The sequence below is a fragment of the Streptomyces sp. NBC_00273 genome (assembly GCF_036178145.1).
GTDB lineage: Bacteria > Actinomycetota > Actinomycetes > Streptomycetales > Streptomycetaceae > Streptomyces.
In genome coordinates this window covers 9,297,772-9,312,222 of record NZ_CP108067.1, presented here as the reverse complement: position 1 = coordinate 9,312,222, position 14,451 = coordinate 9,297,772, and the positions used below count along the sequence as shown (strand labels likewise).

Annotated in this window: 12 protein-coding genes and 1 pseudogene; 4 read left to right on the top strand and 9 right to left on the bottom strand. The window is 71.0% G+C overall.

The genetic code is table 11. The features are described 5' to 3' along the window. Positions 1 to 122: 122 nt before the first annotated feature. The 6 genes and pseudogenes from OG386_RS41710 to OG386_RS41690 form a co-directional block, all read right to left on the bottom strand. On the bottom strand, positions 123 to 1,229 hold the full coding sequence (locus OG386_RS41710; protein WP_328792526.1) for a DUF2235 domain-containing protein: 1,107 nt from the start codon (positions 1,227 to 1,229) through the stop codon (positions 123 to 125). A 57-nt stretch (positions 1,230 to 1,286) separates the two neighbouring features. Then, on the bottom strand, positions 1,287 to 1,547 hold the full coding sequence (locus OG386_RS41705; protein WP_328792525.1) for a hypothetical protein: 261 nt from the start codon (positions 1,545 to 1,547) through the stop codon (positions 1,287 to 1,289). A gap of 370 nt (positions 1,548 to 1,917) precedes the next feature. Then, a pseudogene (locus OG386_RS47075) lies at positions 1,918 to 2,100 on the bottom strand (MBL fold metallo-hydrolase); the annotation flags it as partial. A gap of 520 nt (positions 2,101 to 2,620) precedes the next feature. Beyond that, a complete protein-coding gene (locus OG386_RS41700) occupies positions 2,621 to 3,373 on the bottom strand; it encodes a hypothetical protein (RefSeq protein ID WP_328792524.1) in 753 nt (250 codons plus the stop codon). A 109-nt stretch (positions 3,374 to 3,482) separates the two neighbouring features. Then, positions 3,483 to 4,127, bottom strand: coding sequence for a hypothetical protein (locus OG386_RS41695; protein ID WP_327387787.1), 645 nt, complete (start codon positions 4,125 to 4,127; stop codon positions 3,483 to 3,485). Positions 4,128 to 4,140: 13 nt separating this feature from the next. After that, positions 4,141 to 5,028, bottom strand: coding sequence for an HAD family hydrolase (locus OG386_RS41690; protein ID WP_328792523.1), 888 nt, complete (start codon positions 5,026 to 5,028; stop codon positions 4,141 to 4,143). Between the two features lie 303 nt (positions 5,029 to 5,331). Between OG386_RS41690 and OG386_RS41685 the strand changes: the two genes are divergently transcribed. Continuing rightward, on the top strand, positions 5,332 to 6,978 hold the full coding sequence (locus tag OG386_RS41685; protein WP_328792522.1) for an alpha/beta hydrolase: 1,647 nt from the start codon (positions 5,332 to 5,334) through the stop codon (positions 6,976 to 6,978). A 269-nt stretch (positions 6,979 to 7,247) separates the two neighbouring features. Then, positions 7,248 to 7,913, top strand: coding sequence for a DUF4097 family beta strand repeat-containing protein (locus OG386_RS41680; RefSeq protein ID WP_328792521.1), 666 nt, complete (start codon positions 7,248 to 7,250; stop codon positions 7,911 to 7,913). 85 nt (positions 7,914 to 7,998) lie between these two features. Here OG386_RS41680 and OG386_RS41675 read toward each other — a convergent pair whose 3' ends face one another. Both OG386_RS41675 and OG386_RS41670 read right to left on the bottom strand, forming a co-directional pair. Beyond that, complete coding sequence (locus tag OG386_RS41675) at positions 7,999 to 9,042, bottom strand: winged helix-turn-helix domain-containing protein (RefSeq protein ID WP_328792520.1); 1,044 nt, start codon at positions 9,040 to 9,042, stop codon at positions 7,999 to 8,001. 707 nt (positions 9,043 to 9,749) lie between these two features. Further along, positions 9,750 to 11,303 carry a hypothetical protein gene (locus OG386_RS41670; RefSeq protein ID WP_328792519.1) on the bottom strand — a complete coding sequence of 518 codons (1,554 nt, stop codon included), beginning with the start codon at positions 11,301 to 11,303 and terminating at the stop codon, positions 9,750 to 9,752. A gap of 285 nt (positions 11,304 to 11,588) precedes the next feature. Here OG386_RS41670 and OG386_RS41665 point away from each other — a divergent pair, with 285 nt between their 5' ends. Continuing rightward, entirely contained in the window at positions 11,589 to 12,092 is a 504-nt protein-coding gene (locus tag OG386_RS41665; RefSeq protein ID WP_328792518.1) for a hypothetical protein, read from the top strand. A 46-nt stretch (positions 12,093 to 12,138) separates the two neighbouring features. On the opposite strand, the gene OG386_RS41660 is transcribed toward OG386_RS41665, so the two are convergent. Continuing rightward, on the bottom strand, positions 12,139 to 12,612 hold the full coding sequence (locus OG386_RS41660) for a hypothetical protein (RefSeq protein WP_328792517.1): 474 nt from the start codon (positions 12,610 to 12,612) through the stop codon (positions 12,139 to 12,141). 194 nt (positions 12,613 to 12,806) lie between these two features. Here OG386_RS41660 and OG386_RS41655 point away from each other — a divergent pair, with 194 nt between their 5' ends. Beyond that, positions 12,807 to 14,441, top strand: coding sequence for a serine/threonine-protein kinase (locus OG386_RS41655; RefSeq protein WP_328792516.1), 1,635 nt, complete (start codon positions 12,807 to 12,809; stop codon positions 14,439 to 14,441). Positions 14,442 to 14,451 lie beyond the last annotated feature (10 nt).

Here is a 14,451-nt window from a genome sequence, read left to right as displayed (position 1 = left end):
GGACCGGCCCCCGGGCGGCTACCGGTGGTCGGGAACCCGCCGGTGGCCGACGCGCCGCACGCCCGGGGCCGCTCGCGAACAGGCGGTGGCGCCGCTGCGCTGCCGGTGCCGGTGCCGGTGCCTCATGAGGGCAGCGCCGGGCCGTACGGAGAGTCGCCGCCCTCGGTGTGGTCGATGCGGTACCGCACGCTGGGATGTACGGAGTCGGTCGGCCGGATGGGACGCGTGCGCCAGCCTCCCAGCAGCCACCACGCCTTCTCGTTGGGGTGGATCCTGCCGAGGGCTCGGTCTTCCGGCAGCTTCTCGCCGTACCTGACCTCGAGCATCCGCCGATAGGCGGCCGGGTCGACCCGGAAACCGGTGGAGGCCGCTTCCTCGACCATCCAGGCGAAGGCGATGTCGGAAAGGCTGTGGTCGTCGGGGAACTGGCCGCCGATGTCACTGTGCACCCCGGCGAACCACATCTCCTCGTAACGGCCTTCGGACGCGGCGACGACGTCCGGCCGGAAGCGGTACTCCTTGTAGGTTCGCCGACGCTCGTCGATGGCGATCGCGTGCCTCGCGGTGGTCACGTTCGTGATGCTCGCGGTGAACGGCCACCTGGCCTGCTCGATCTGCGCCTTCCAGTTCAGCCAGCCCACGGATTTGATGCTGTCCCACACGCCGAGGAAGTGAACCTGGTGGTCGGCCCGGTCGAACGGATTGGGGAAGTCGGGATTGCCGAACCGGCGAGCGAACTGCTGCCGTAGTCGGAAGTACGCGCGCTTCTGCTCTTCCGTCATGTCCTTCGGGCCGCTCGCGGCGTAGAGCTTGACCGCGTAGGGCACGAGGTTCTCGGTGCCCGGCCGGAGCAGCCCGACCGTGCGCAGCATCCCCGTGAGTGCCCGGCCGGTGTAGGCGCCCCGCGAGAACCCGAAGACGTAGATCCGGTCGCCGCGCCGGTAGTTCTGCATGAGGAAGGTGTAGGCCTCCTCCAGGTTCTCTTTGACCCCGTGCCCGCCGACGAGACCGGCCCACCGCGTTGCCGTCTTGCCCAGGCGTGTGACTGCGCCCCGCGCGCCCATCGTGCCGACGCCGGGGTCGTAGTAGGTGAGCTGCACGTCGTCCTTCACGGCGAGATCGAACATCCGGGCCACGTTCGTGCTGCCGGATTCCGGCTCGTTGGCGGTGCCGTCGAGGCACAGTACGAGATTGCGGCGGGTGTCGGTGTCCTGCCGAGTGTCGGTCATGGGAAGCCTCCTGCGGTTCATTCGACGAGGGCGAACGGTGCCCAGTAGCGCTCCGCATCACCGCCGAACGGCTCGGGTGAGGGGCGTGACCCAGTCGTCCACCGGCCACAGGGGGACCACGGTGCGACCGACGCCGTCGCACAGCAGCGACCGGGTCGGGCCGATGGCCTGCTCGAGGTGGTTGCGCCGAGACGCCTGGTCTCCGGACACACGCGCCATCGGGGCCCGGCGCAGGGCGAGAGCCGCGCGGAGCCGCGGCATCCCGACACGCCGGCCCTGGTCGGCTGCGGCGATCGCGGCCCACACCACGAGGTCCACCAGGCGGTGCGCGGAGGCGTACCGGGACGCGGAGCCCGACGGGGTCGTTCCGGACCGCTTCTTCGAGGATCCCTTCGTCGGGTGCGCCGGGCCGGGTCTCGACGAACGCCCCTTCGAGTTCCGTCCGCGTCTCGGCGGCGATGTCTCCGGCGGCCAGGTCGGCCAGGCAGGCGTCGAAGTGGGCCCGCGGGTCGCCGGGCAGTCTGGCGAGCGCCGTTTCGGCGGCGTCACGTGCGGGGCCGGGGATGCTCTGTAGGTCCTCGCGAAACGAGCGGCCCGAACCTGACGGAGAGGCCCACCGGGCGGCGGGCTCCGTGCGGTAGTTGAACCAGTAGTCGCGGACGTGTTCGGCGTACTCGCTCTGCAGGAACGGGAGCGTGCCACCTATGTGGTCGCCGTCGATGTGAGTCACCACAGCGACGTCGATGTCCCGATCGTCGGGTTCGAGCCGCGGCCGCGTGCCCGGAGGACCGCCGTCGACGAGCGTGCGCCAAGGCTGCCCGCCCTGGCGGGCGCACTCCACGAGCAGGCCGTCGCCAAGCCGCGCAGGCATGACCTCGATGCGGATGGCTGTATTCATGGGATCTCTGTCCTCCAGCCGCCCTACCACCAAAGCTACGCTGGTGAGCAGGGCGCCGCAGCACTGCGAAGACCGGCCTGCCCGGCGGGCGCGCCGGCTGCTACCCGCGGGACCACCGCGAGTGCGTCCGCTGCGGAAACTGCGGTCGCATCCGGCAGATCCGCGTCCGCGCGGCCAACGGCGAGCCCGACCTCTGTAGCGCCTGAAACGGACTACCTCGCCGCCTGCCGGGAAGACGGGGACGGATGGTCCGAGAGCGCTCGGCGGGCCGGCCGCGTCCTGGCTGCCTCGGATCTCGATACGCCGTTGCCAGCAGTGCAGATGCTCCGGGGCGAAAGGGTCGTTGACGGTTCGGTTGAGGAAACGTGCGCCGACCGGGTCCAGTGCGGCTCGCGGGTCTCGTCGGGCCCGGGCCCGCACGTTCCATGCCGCCACTTCGAGCAGTGTGCGGATGTCCTCGGTTGGGACGTCTGAATCTCCGTAATGCCACTCGTCAACACCACGCGGTCGGCCGGCCCGCAGGGTCCAACGTCGGAGTGCGAGCGCGCCATCGCCCCTGGGCGGGCCGCGCGCGCTCGAGCCGGAGGTAGTACCGCCCTGACCATCGATCTCGAATCTCGTAGATCCGCTCTTGAAGCCGTTCACCGGCCCAGTCCAGGCCGACGCCCAAGTCGAACCAGTGCCGGTCCTTGCGGGCTTCGGGCGGTGCCAGGTTCACCGCAGCCCAGGAGAACACCCCCAGGAGGACGGAACGCCCGTGCTGCGTCGTGCGCACGGACAAGGCGAACGGCGCGGCGAGTGCCGCGCGGGTGACCAGCACGATCTGTTCGTCCTCAGAAGGTCGACGCCCACCCGTGAGGAAGCGGGGCGTTTCGAGGATCTTGACCCACTCGACCACCGCGTCCGCCACCTGGGCGCGCAAGGACTCTTCGATTCCCTTCCTGACGGCGTTCGCGGGATCGTCGCCGAGCCAGCCGAGCCAGTGATCAGGATCGGTGAGCTTGCTGAAGTCGTCCTGCGGCACCCCGTGACGGGGGTTCTTCTGGTACTCCCCCGTCAGCTTCCCGCTGCTGTCCACCGACCACGTGCCGCGAATCGCTTCGGGAGGGACATAGCGGTCCTGGTCGTCGATGTACGCCAGGTCGATCTCGGCAACGCTGCCACCGGGGTTCTCGGCAGCCGCAGCCAGCAGCGCCGGCTCGTCCGGTATGCCCTTGCGTCGGCTTCGCCAGCCAAAACGCCCCACGTCCCCACCCCTTCACCGTTGCCCGCCCAGTTGACTGCGATTGTGCCGCACTGACCAGGCCCGCATGAGCAGGGCGCGGGCCGCGGGCCGCGCTCGCGGTGGGGCGTGGTCAGTTCGGGACGGGCCAGCTCCGGAGGAGCGTGCGGGCGGCTCCACTGTTCCCGAGCTGGTAGACGGCGACGCCGGCCGGGCGGACGGCGAAGGCATCGAACGGCTCGGCCTCGATGGCTTCGAGGTCGTCGAGGGTGGCGAAGCCGACGGTGATGTGAGCGGTGTACCGGTCGGGGCCGATCTGGGCGGGGACGTAGCCGTCGACCCAGTCGAGGGTGCTGTCGCTGATGGCCTCGCCGGGGTCGGTGACGAAGGCGGCGGCCGTGCCGCCGGACCTGGTGAAGGGGGCGAGCGCAGCCAGCAGCGCGGCCTGGAAGTCGAGGACCTGCGGGCCGGGTCGCAGGAGGATGACCGCGAGGCCTTGGCCGGGCACGCCCCAGTCGGCGTGCTTGACGGCGACGGCCTGGTAGGAGAGGGCGCTCGTGTCGGTCGCGGCCAGGGTCCGGTGGACCGCGTCGTAGACGTCGTCCAGGTCGGCCGTGCGGACGTAGCGCTGGAGGGTGGTGATGTGCGGCCGGTGGGAGGCGTCCAGGGCGAAGCCGTCCGGGACGCTCTCGCGCATCCGGGCGTTCCAAGCGTGGGCGTGGCGCAAGGTGGTCTCGTCCGGGTCGACGAGCACGTCGACGGCGGTCAGGTCGTTCAACGCTTCCTCCTGGTCAGAACAGGGTCGTCCAGTCGTTCTTCATGCTCACCACGGTCCAGCCGAGCTGCTCGGCTCTGGCGAGCGAGGCCTCGGCGCCCTTGGTGTAGGCGTACTCGCGCTGGTCGTCGTCGTGGCGGACGAGCAGGGCGAACGCGGCGCTTTCGAGCATCTCGATGTCGACGTCGGCGTTGCCTCCCGCGAAGGCGGGCAGCCGGCCCGTGTGGGCGAAGATGTGCTCCGGCTTGCCCGGCCCCAGGTCCAGGCCGCCCAGGAGCTCGTGGGAGCGGACGATCCTGCCGCCGGTGTAGGTGTAGGCGGCCGCCGAGCCGATGATGTCCTCCTTCAAGATCCCCCAGGTTTCCTCGGCGAACACGCGCATGAAGTCACGGCCGCCGCCCGAGCACACGAACACCCGGAACCCGTGTCCTCGTAGGAGGTCGAACAGCTCCAGCATCGGCCGGTAGACCAGCTCCACGTAGGGGACGCCGAACCGTGGGTCACGCACCGTCCGGGTCCACTCCCGCACCCGCGCGTCGAACTCCTCGGGTGTCGTGCCGGCCCACGACCGGGCGAACGCCTCCAGCAAGGTCGCCACCGCTTCGGGTTCCTGCGTCGCCAGGCCCTCGAAGAACCCCTGGTCGTGCTCCACGAGCGCCTTGTACGGCTGCCGCGCCGCGAGCGAGGGGTCGGCCTTCACCTCCTCCTCCCAGGTACGGAACACGAAGTCGAACTGCGGTGGCATCGGCTGCTCGACCCACAGCGTGCCGTCATTGTCGAACGTGGCGATCCGTTCGGCCGGCTCGAGGTACGCCGCGCCCGGTGTCGTCGCCTCGCGGACGTAGTCCAGGACCGCCTGCCTGGCAGGGCCCTCGTTCCAGCTCGCCAGTACCTGCTCGGTCACGGGCCACTCCTCGGCTCGGCCGCCGCGTCGTCCTCGAACAGCGGCTCTGGGGCGTTCATGAGGCAATGGTCACTCCGGACGGCGGCGGGCGCAGTGCGGACATGCCCCGGATACCGCGCCGGCACCGGACGGACGAACGCGGCGCCTCCCCCGGCCGCGACCCACACCGTCCCCGGTCGCCGGGGGCCGGTGGCGTACAACCCTGGCGGTAGCCGGGAATCAACTCCTGGCGGGCCGACAGGGGCGGTGGCCGGCCGCTACGTTGTCGCCCGGTCCGCAGCATCCCTGATGGAGGAGCGCCGTATGACCCGTTTGGCCGACGACCCCCGCAAGCGCGTGGTCTGGGGGATATCCCTGGTCCTGATCGCGGTCACCGCACTCCTGGGCGGAACACCCGGCCCCGCCGACGCCGCCCACTCCGCCGCGGCAGCCGGGGCGGGGGTGGCCGGGGCCGGGGCGTCGGGGGCGCCGCCCGTCCCGGTGCTGTCCTGGGGCGCTTGCGACGGGGCGGAGGACGGCTTCGAGTGCGCGACCGCCCGGGTACCGGTGGACTACCTCCGGCCCGCCGGACCCACGCTCGCCCTCGCGGTCACCCGTCGGGCGGCGGCCGATCCGACGCGCCGCACCGGCGTCCTGATACTGCATCCCGGGGGACCCGGCAACTCCGGTGTGAACTTCGCCCGCAGCAGCTACGGGGCGCTACCCGCCTCCCTGCGCGACACCTTCGACGTCGTCGGGTACGACATGCGCGGTGTGGCGCGCAGCGGGCAGGTCGAGTGCTGGGACGACGCGCAGTACTCCGCCGCGGTCGACAGTGCACGCGGTGCGCCGGGGCCGGGGGCCCTCAAGGAGGCCCTGCGGCAGGGCGCCGCCTTCGCCGCCGCCTGCCAGGAACGCTCCGGGGACCTGCTGCCGTACATCGGCACCGGGTCCAACGCCGGCGACATCGACCTGCTCAGGCAGGCCCTGGGAGAGGAGACGTTCTCCTTCTACGGCCGTTCCTTCGGCAGCTACGTCGGCACCGTGTACGCCGCCCGGTTCCCGGAGCGGGTACGTGCCATGGTCCTGGACGGGGCCTACGATCCGCGCCGCTACGGGGACCTGCCCTACGCGTACGACGCCGAGCAATTCGCCGCCCTCGACGCAGCGGTCGGCCGGTTCCTGGACTGGTGCGGGCGCAACGTGGCGGCCTGTGGGTTCGGTGAGGGCCACCCACGGCCGGCGTTCGAACAGCTGAAACGAGATCTGGACGCGCACCCTGTGATCACCACGAGTGGGCGCCCGGCCACCGGCTACACCCTGGCCTACTGCCTCATGTTCAACATCAACGCAGGCAAGGAAATCTGGCCCTATCTGGGGCAGGCACTGCGATCCGCCCAAGCGCGGCAGGCCTCGTTCCTCCTGTCGCCTCCCTCGCCCGCATCATTCGACTTCCTCAACGTCAACACGGCCGTCGAGTGCGCCGACCGCCGCTATCCGAGCAGCCAGCCGCTCCTGCGCACACTGATCGCCGCCGAGACCGCGTCCGCCCCGCTGCTGGGACCCCCGATCGCTCTCGGGCCCCCCACCTACGACCACAACCACGCACCCACCTGCGCCCAGTGGCCGACGGAACGCCCAAGCCGTTTCGAGGGTTCCTACCGGGCGGCGGGTTCGGCCCCGATCTTGGTACTCGGCACGACCGGAGACCCGGACACCCCCTACCAAGACGCCGTAACCCTGGCCAGGACACTGGCCAGCGGACGACTACTCACCTTCGACGCCGAGGGGCACACCGCCTACCACCGCAGCGCATGCGTCAGCACCCTGGTCGACACCTACCTCACCACGCTGGCGCTGCCCGCCCGAGGCACCGTCTGCGCGGACGAAACGCCCCCACAGCCGCTCGACCGCCGCACCACGACCCCTGAGGTCGACGAAACACACGACGCGATCCCCGTCCTGCACTGAACAGACCGACAGTCAGGCGTGCTGCGGGACCGCCGGCAGGCACGGCCTCCTCCTCACCGGAGCATTCACCCCCACTCCATTGCAACGATATGGTGTGGGGGTTGTTGCGTTAAGCTCGAAACCATTGCAATGAAATCCCCACCATGACCTGCACGAACGTGATTACGGGGCAACGAGTCTGTTGCCAGATTCTTGAATGCAACGTAGCTTTTCGTTCATCAGAAACCGCGGGGCGCACGGAGCGCAGCCGCTGATGAAGGAGAAGCACCATGCAGAAGTTCGCCACCGCCACCCCGATCACCGCCGTCCTGGACGTCCCTGCCGGCCTCATCCACTTCATCGCCGCCGACCGGGCCGACACCACCGTCGAGATCCTGCCCGTCGACGCCTCCAACAGCCGCGACGTGAAGGCCGCAGAGCAGACCACCGCCACGTGCCAGGACGGTGTACTGCGGATCGCCGCCGCACCCGCGAAGAGCCCGATCATCAGCAACCCGGGATCCGTCAAGATCACCGTCCAACTCCCCGCCGACTCCCGCGTCGAAGCGAAGACCGCGACCGCCGAGTTCCGCAGCACCGGGCGCCTCGGCGACGTCACCTACGAGAGCGCCCACGGCACGGTCGACCTCGACGAGACCGCGAGCGCCCACCTCACCCTGATGGCCGGGGACGTCTCCGTCGGACGCCTGCGCGGCGCCGCCCGGATCACCACCCAGAAGGGCGACCTGCAGATCGCCGAGGCCCAGCGCGGCACCGTCGAACTGACCACCCAGGCCGGCGACATCACCGTCGGCGCCGCCCGCGGGGTCTCCGCCACCCTCGACGCCGGCACCGCCTACGGCCGCATCCACAACGCCCTCACCAACGCCGACGGCGCCGGCCTCACCATCCGCGCCACCACCTCCTACGGCGACATCACCGCCCGCAGCAACTGACCCGCAGTCACGCCGGCGCGTTCGGCGCGGTTGGCCCGTTTCGCCCTGCCGAACGCGGGCCGGCCCCGGGGAGCAGGGTTCGTGTTCAGGTACTGGACGGGGCCGAGCCGTTGGAGTTCAGCAGGGCGAGACCGAAACGGGTCAACGTGTGAAGGGCGGCCTTCCGCTCCCGGGTGAGGGTGGTCAGCCCGGCACTGCGCAGCGTGGTGGCGTGCTCGCTCGCGCTAGCAGGTGAGATGCCCGCCCTTTGGGCGAGCTGCGTAGTGGTGCATGCCGGATGGTCGGCTATCACGCACAACACGACCGCCCTGGTACGGCCGAGGAGCGCGGACAGAGCGGGTGGTACGGGGGAATCGACCTGGCGCGAATCGGCGGGGGGAGCCCATAGGCCTGCCGCCTCCACCGGGTTGTTCAGCGCCGGATACACCATGACGACCGTGTCGGACTGGAGGCTGGCGAACAACTGGGGAACCGGCCCGCAGAACACCGATGGAGCCAGAACGAGCGGACGACCCGCCAGGTGGAAGTCGGCATCCGGGTGGGCCAGCGGCCGGTAGCCCGGGATCTCCAGCACGGGCGCCTTCCACAAGGCCATCGGGCGCAGGCTGTTCAGCAGTGCCCCCACCCCGCCCTCCACCATGAGCCTCCCGCGCCGGGCCACTTCCCCGTCCAGGTGCTGGTGGATTCGCCCCCAGTACGGGGCCACCGCGACGCGGTGGCAGTCCTGCAGTGCGGCGGCCAGCCTTCGTACGGCCCGCGGGTCGGCATGCATCGCTTCGGTCAGCCACGGCGCCCGCCACCTGTCCGTGGGCGGAAGGACGGCGAACTCCGCGCGCAGCCGACGGTCGGGCGCACTGCTCAGCCGCTCTACCCCCTCGTCCATACAGCCTGCCGCGCCGACCAGGGTGAACAGATCCACCAGCCCCCCGGCGGGGCGGCTGAGGAACCGTGCGGTGTCCGGCCCGTCGCTGGTGACCAGCGGGCCGGTGCGCATGCGCCAGCCGCCGTACAGTGCCTTGCCGTCACGCCGCTGGAGGTTCCACAAACTCAGCTGCGTCTCCGCGAGGGGACCCAGAACAGTGACCCGCACCAGCGCCAGATCCTCTGCAGTGAAGTGAAACCGCAGCACGCCCGCCTCCTCGCCCGCCTCTGCAGGCGACGCTCCCCACCGGCCCGGGCGGTCAGCCGCCGTTCTCGGTCGAGACCGGTTCTTGTCGGGTGGTGACCTCGGAAGTCGCCGAGGCGGTAGCTGCCGTTTCCGCGGGGCTGGGGTCAGGCGACGCTGGTTCCGGCGACGATCTTCTGCAAGTGGTTGTCTCATCATCCGGCAGCACCGTTCCGGCCCCGGTCAGCGGTGAGCCGTCTATCCCCGCTCCCAGAAGAAGCATTTGCTGCGAGTCTCCGGCGCCGGCGCCTCCAGGGTGGAAGTCGGGCAAGGGAGCGGTTCTTGTGAGGGTGAGGAAGGGCGCTGCCATCGATGTGGCTCTGCCGGAGCGCCTGCTCCGTCCTCCAAGTACAGGGTGGCCGCGCCACCGAGCAGGACCAGCGCTGCCCAACCACCCCACAGCCACCGGCGCATCGACCTTGGCACCGTCCGCATCCCCCCACACGTAGGTCATCGCGCCCTACCGTAATGTCCGCCCGACCGTTCACGGCAGGCGGATCTCGGTCGAACGCGTTCCCACGGGCTGCTCTGCCGCCCATGTCGCGGCCGACCATCCCGACCGACCCCCACCCCACGAATGGGTCCGCCGATGGTGGGGCCCGGTGCACGCGCGGAGGGGCCTGCGGGGGGGCATCCCCCCGCAGGCCCCTTCACGTGCTGAGGGTGGCCGTTCAGACCGTCGTACGGCGGCGGCGGCCGGTGCCGGCAACCAGGGCCGCGCCCATGGCCAGCGCCACACCAGCACCTCCGAGCGCCCAACTGGTGGCCGCGTCGGCGCCGGTGGCGGCGAGCTCGCCGCCGGCCCCGGTGGTGGTTCCGGCCTGGCCGGTGCTGCCCGTGTCGCTGATCGGCGTGGTGGTGCCGCCGTTCGGGCCGGGCTGGTTGCCGGTGTTCGGGTCGGCGGCGAGGATCTTCACCAGGACCGGGCGGCTGGCACTGCGAAGGTGCGAGCCGATCTCGAGGAGCGTGCCGGACGCCTGGAACTGCGCGTAGCCGAGCGGGGTGTCGGCTGCGAACCGGATGCGCAGCTTGACGTCGAAGGCCTTGCCCGCGGGGACGCGGCCACCGGCCAGGTGGTTGACGATGTAGTAGCCGTCGCTGTAGCCGAGTTCCGCGCGCTCCCAGCCGTTCTTACCGTAGACCTCGACCTCCAGCTTCTCGCCTTCCGTCGGGACCCAGTCGGGCCGGGCGAGGGTGAAGTACAGGTGGAAGTCGTCCAGGGCCGGCTTGCCGGAGTTGTCGACGTGGACGGTGAGGTCCTGCCAGGCCCCGCCCACGGCGAGGCCGCCGGGCAGGCCGCCGATGGTGAGCTCGGGGCCCTCGGTCACCACGGGCTGGTCGTTGTCGGGGGTCGCACCCGTGATCGCGGTGCTGTACCAGGACGTGGGCGAGGCACTGGTCTTGCCGCCGATGCGGCTCGTGCCGTCGGCGGTGAGGTCGAAGGCGACGACCGGGGTGTCCACGGCGAAGCTGATCCGCACGTCGATGCCGTAGACGGCGTCGACGGCCACGGAGGTGGTCGTCGCGAGCTTGTAGTTGAACCCGTGGCCGAACTGCGGGCCTTGGACCAGCTTCGCCGGCTGCCAGGAGACGGATCCGTCCCCGGCGGTGACCCGCTGCTCGACCTTGACCTGCGAGGCCTTGATCTTCCCGTCCCGCTGCGTGACGGAGATCTCGGGCGTGTAGTTCGCGACCGCGACGTGGCCCGAGTTGTCGACCTGCACGGTCAGCGGGGTCCAGCTGCCGTCGGCCTTGAAACCGGCCTTCGGGATCCCCTGCACGCTGACTTCGGGCCCCATGAGCATCCCGGTGGGCAGCTCTTGGTCGGGGTCCTCGGTCGCAGGGCCCGCGGAGTCCTTCGCCGGCGTTCCGGCGGCCGGGGCGACGGGCGTTCCGGCGGCCGGGGCGACGGGCGTCCCGGCGGCCGGGGGTACGGGTGTCTGGGCGGCCGGCGGCTGCGGAACGGCCGGCGGCTGCGGAACGGCCGGCGGCGCCACCGCGGACCCGGCGGCCGGCCGCTCGGCCGAAGTGCCGGTGGTCGCGGGCTTCTCCGTCTCCGCCGTCCCCGCCTTCTCCCCGGCGGCCGGTGCCGTGTCGCCCTTCGGCGCGGCGTCCGGCGTGGTCACGGCCGGCTGCCTCTGCTCCTCGGCCATCGCGGGCGTGGTGAGCAGGACCGGACCGACGACGGCCGCGGCCGCGACGGCGGCGATGCGCTTGATCTTCACTTCTCGATTCCCCCTCGTTTTGAACATGCTCAGATTAGAGGGTCTGATGGGGCGCATGTCCGAAAATCGGATCACAGGTCGGACAAGACATCCGGACGCCCCCGCTCCGTACCGCTCGCTCCCCCAACTGCCGCACGGCCGGCTTGATTCGCGCCCGCTCGGGTTCTGACTCAACCAAGGCGATAGCCTGCGCCCGAACGTCAGCGCGCGTATGGGGGCGGGTGCGGGCGAGGTCGGCCGATGTTCGGTCCGCTCGTCCATCCGGCGAGGGATCAGGAGCAGGACGTGGGAAGTCTGTTGAGGGGCGTCTCCGGGGTCCGATGGGGAGAACTGCACGACGCGACGGGGGCTGCGGCCTGCGGTATTCCCCCACTGCTGTCCCGGATCGCACACGGAGATCAGGACACGGCCCGTATCGCCGTCGATGACCTGGGCGACGCCATCTGTGCGCTGGGGTTCGTCGTTGGCGAGGCGACGGCTCACACGGTCCCGTTCCTACTCGAACTGGTCGGGTCCCCGCACGTGGCTTGCAAGGCCGAGTTGTTGGACCTGCTGGAGAGGATCTGCCGGACCGACCAGTGGCACTCCGCCGCTGCGGCGGCCCAGGGCCGCAAGCACGAGGCGAGCTACCGGCAGCAAACGGGCTGGGAGGCAGCCGCAAGGACAGCCGTGTACGCGGGCCGGTCAGTCATCACGGGTGTCGCCTCCTCCGTACGGCCGGAAGAGGCGACACCTGCTCGGAAGTTGTTGCTGGTGATGGACGGCACCCCGCCGTTCCCGGAGCCATGAGCGGTCATTGCGGGACAGCCACGAGTCCTACTTGCTGAGTGGCTCCTCAGTCTCCGAGCGGAGATCGCAGATCGTAGATCGGGAACGTCGTGGGGGAAGGGTGTTCCCTGCACGCTTCTCCGTGCAGTTCTTCGGGTCGCAGCGCCCAGGCAATGGCCTCGCCCGCACCGCAGAATGACGGATCGAGGTGGAACGTGGTCCGGGTCCCGACCGGTTTCGGCGCTGAGAACTCTTCCGGTGGGCCGGTCGGGGCCATCCCGACCAGCTCCTGACGAAGGCCGTGGCCATCCAGCCACACCTCGATGACCGTACGGACGCTGAGTGCGGCAGCCGCGGAGGGAGCCCAGCGCTGCACGTCGAACAGGTCGAGCAGGGAACCGAAGAACCGCGGCAGGAGCCTCTCCTGTGCATCGGCGCCGGGACGCTGATCGCTCTCCACTGTGAAGCTGAGGTCGGATCCGATCTCGACGCCGATCCGTCCATGCCTGCCGTCGCGACGGTGCAGAGCGTCCCAGGCCACCGCCCGAAGGACCTCGGTGGGAAGCTCGGGGCTGCCCTGATCGACCAGAAAGTACTTCGCCGGGCGGGGCGGGGGTCCTGCCGTACTCCCCCTGAGCGGGCGCGGCGAGGTCTCGTCCTCTAGGGTCCATCACGGCGGCCCGGCACCCGGGCCGCGCGGCGCGGTCCGGCAACGGCCGGGGGCAGGGGGAACTGATGGAGTCTTTGCGGCCCGGTGACCCGCTGGAGATCGGCGGGTACCGTCTGCTGGCACGGCTCGGATCGGGTGGCATGGGTGAGGTGTTCCTGGCGCGGACGATGTCCGGGCGGGCGCTCGCGCTGAAGACCGTGCACCGCGAGCTGAGCCTGGAAGCGGACTTCGCGCACCGCTTCGACCGGGAGATACGCACCAGCGACCGAGTACGTAGCCCGTGGACGGTGTCGGTGGTCGATTTCAGCGCACCGGGGGCCTCCCCGCAGTGGCTGGCGACCGAGTACGTGCCCGCGCCGTCGCTGGGTGACTGGGTACGCGGATGGGGGCCGTTGCAGGCCCCGGCCGTCCGGCAGCTGGGACAGGAACTGTCGGCGGCCCTGGTCAGCGTACGGGCGGCAGGGGTCGTCCACCGCGACATCAAACCGGCGAACGTACTGCTGGGTACGGAGCGGCCCTTCCTGATCGACTTCGGTATCGCCCGCACGGTCCGCGACGCGCGGCACACCCGCACCGGCACGGTCATCGGCACACCCGGTTTCCTGGCGCCGGAACAGGCAACCGGCGCGGTGGCCGGGGCCGCGGCCGACGTGTTCTCCCTCGCCGCGGTACTCGTGTACGCGGCGACCGGCCGCAGTCCCTTCCTCGCGGACGGCGAGGAACTGGACCTGCCGGCCCTGCTGTACCGGATCGTGCACGACGAACCGCACCTCGACGGTGTACCCCAGCCGCTCCGGGCGCTGGTGAGGGAATGCCTGGCCAAGGACCCGCAACAACGTCCCCTTGCCGAGGACATAGCGGCGCGGCTGGCCGGCGGCAGCCCGGCACAGGGCTGGGGGCCCGCCGCGCCGCAGGCCCTGGCGGCCGAGGCCGGGCGCCGGGAGACCGAGCTCCGCCATCTCCTCACGCTGCCCCCACCGCCAACCAGCGCCCCCCGCACCCCCCGTGCAAACAGCGCTCTCGGAACTCCCGGCGCGGACAGCTCTCCCCCCTCATCCGTGCCCGTACCGCTCTCGCCTCCGCCGACTCCGCCGTACTCCCCCGTGTCCCCGAGGCGCGGGCCGAGGCGGGCGGTCCTGCGCTCGCGGGGCGCCGGCGCGGCCGCGGGTGCCACCATCGTCGCCGCAGCCGTCGCGCTCGCGGTGTGGCTCCCCGGACACCTCGACGGCAGCGACGACGGCGAGCGCCGGACACCCTCCCCCGGGGCGTCCTCACCCGCGCCGGCAATGGGTCCGGCGGGGGCACTGCCGGCCGCGTGGGCCGGTACGTGGTCGGGTGCCGGACCCGGAACTCCCGACGCGGACGGTGTGTCCCGGGCGCGCACGGGTGAGTTCTCCGTCACCGTCACACTGAACGGCGGAGCGGTGGGCGAGCTCGTGGGCCGGCAGGTCAGCGACCTCAAGGAGCTCACCACCGGGCAGAACCTGGGGTGCACCGAGGCCCTGCGGCTGCAGCAGATCCGCGGGAACAGCGCGGTGTTCGAAGCGGCGACCAGCCATCCCACCGACCGTGCGGCGGTCCTCGATTGCCCCCGGGGCAACCTGTACGTGCTGACGATGACGGACCCGGACCGTCTCACACTGGAATCCGAGGGTGCACAGTCGGCGGGCGCTCCCGCGGCGCTGACCCGCAACCCATGACCCGCCTCCC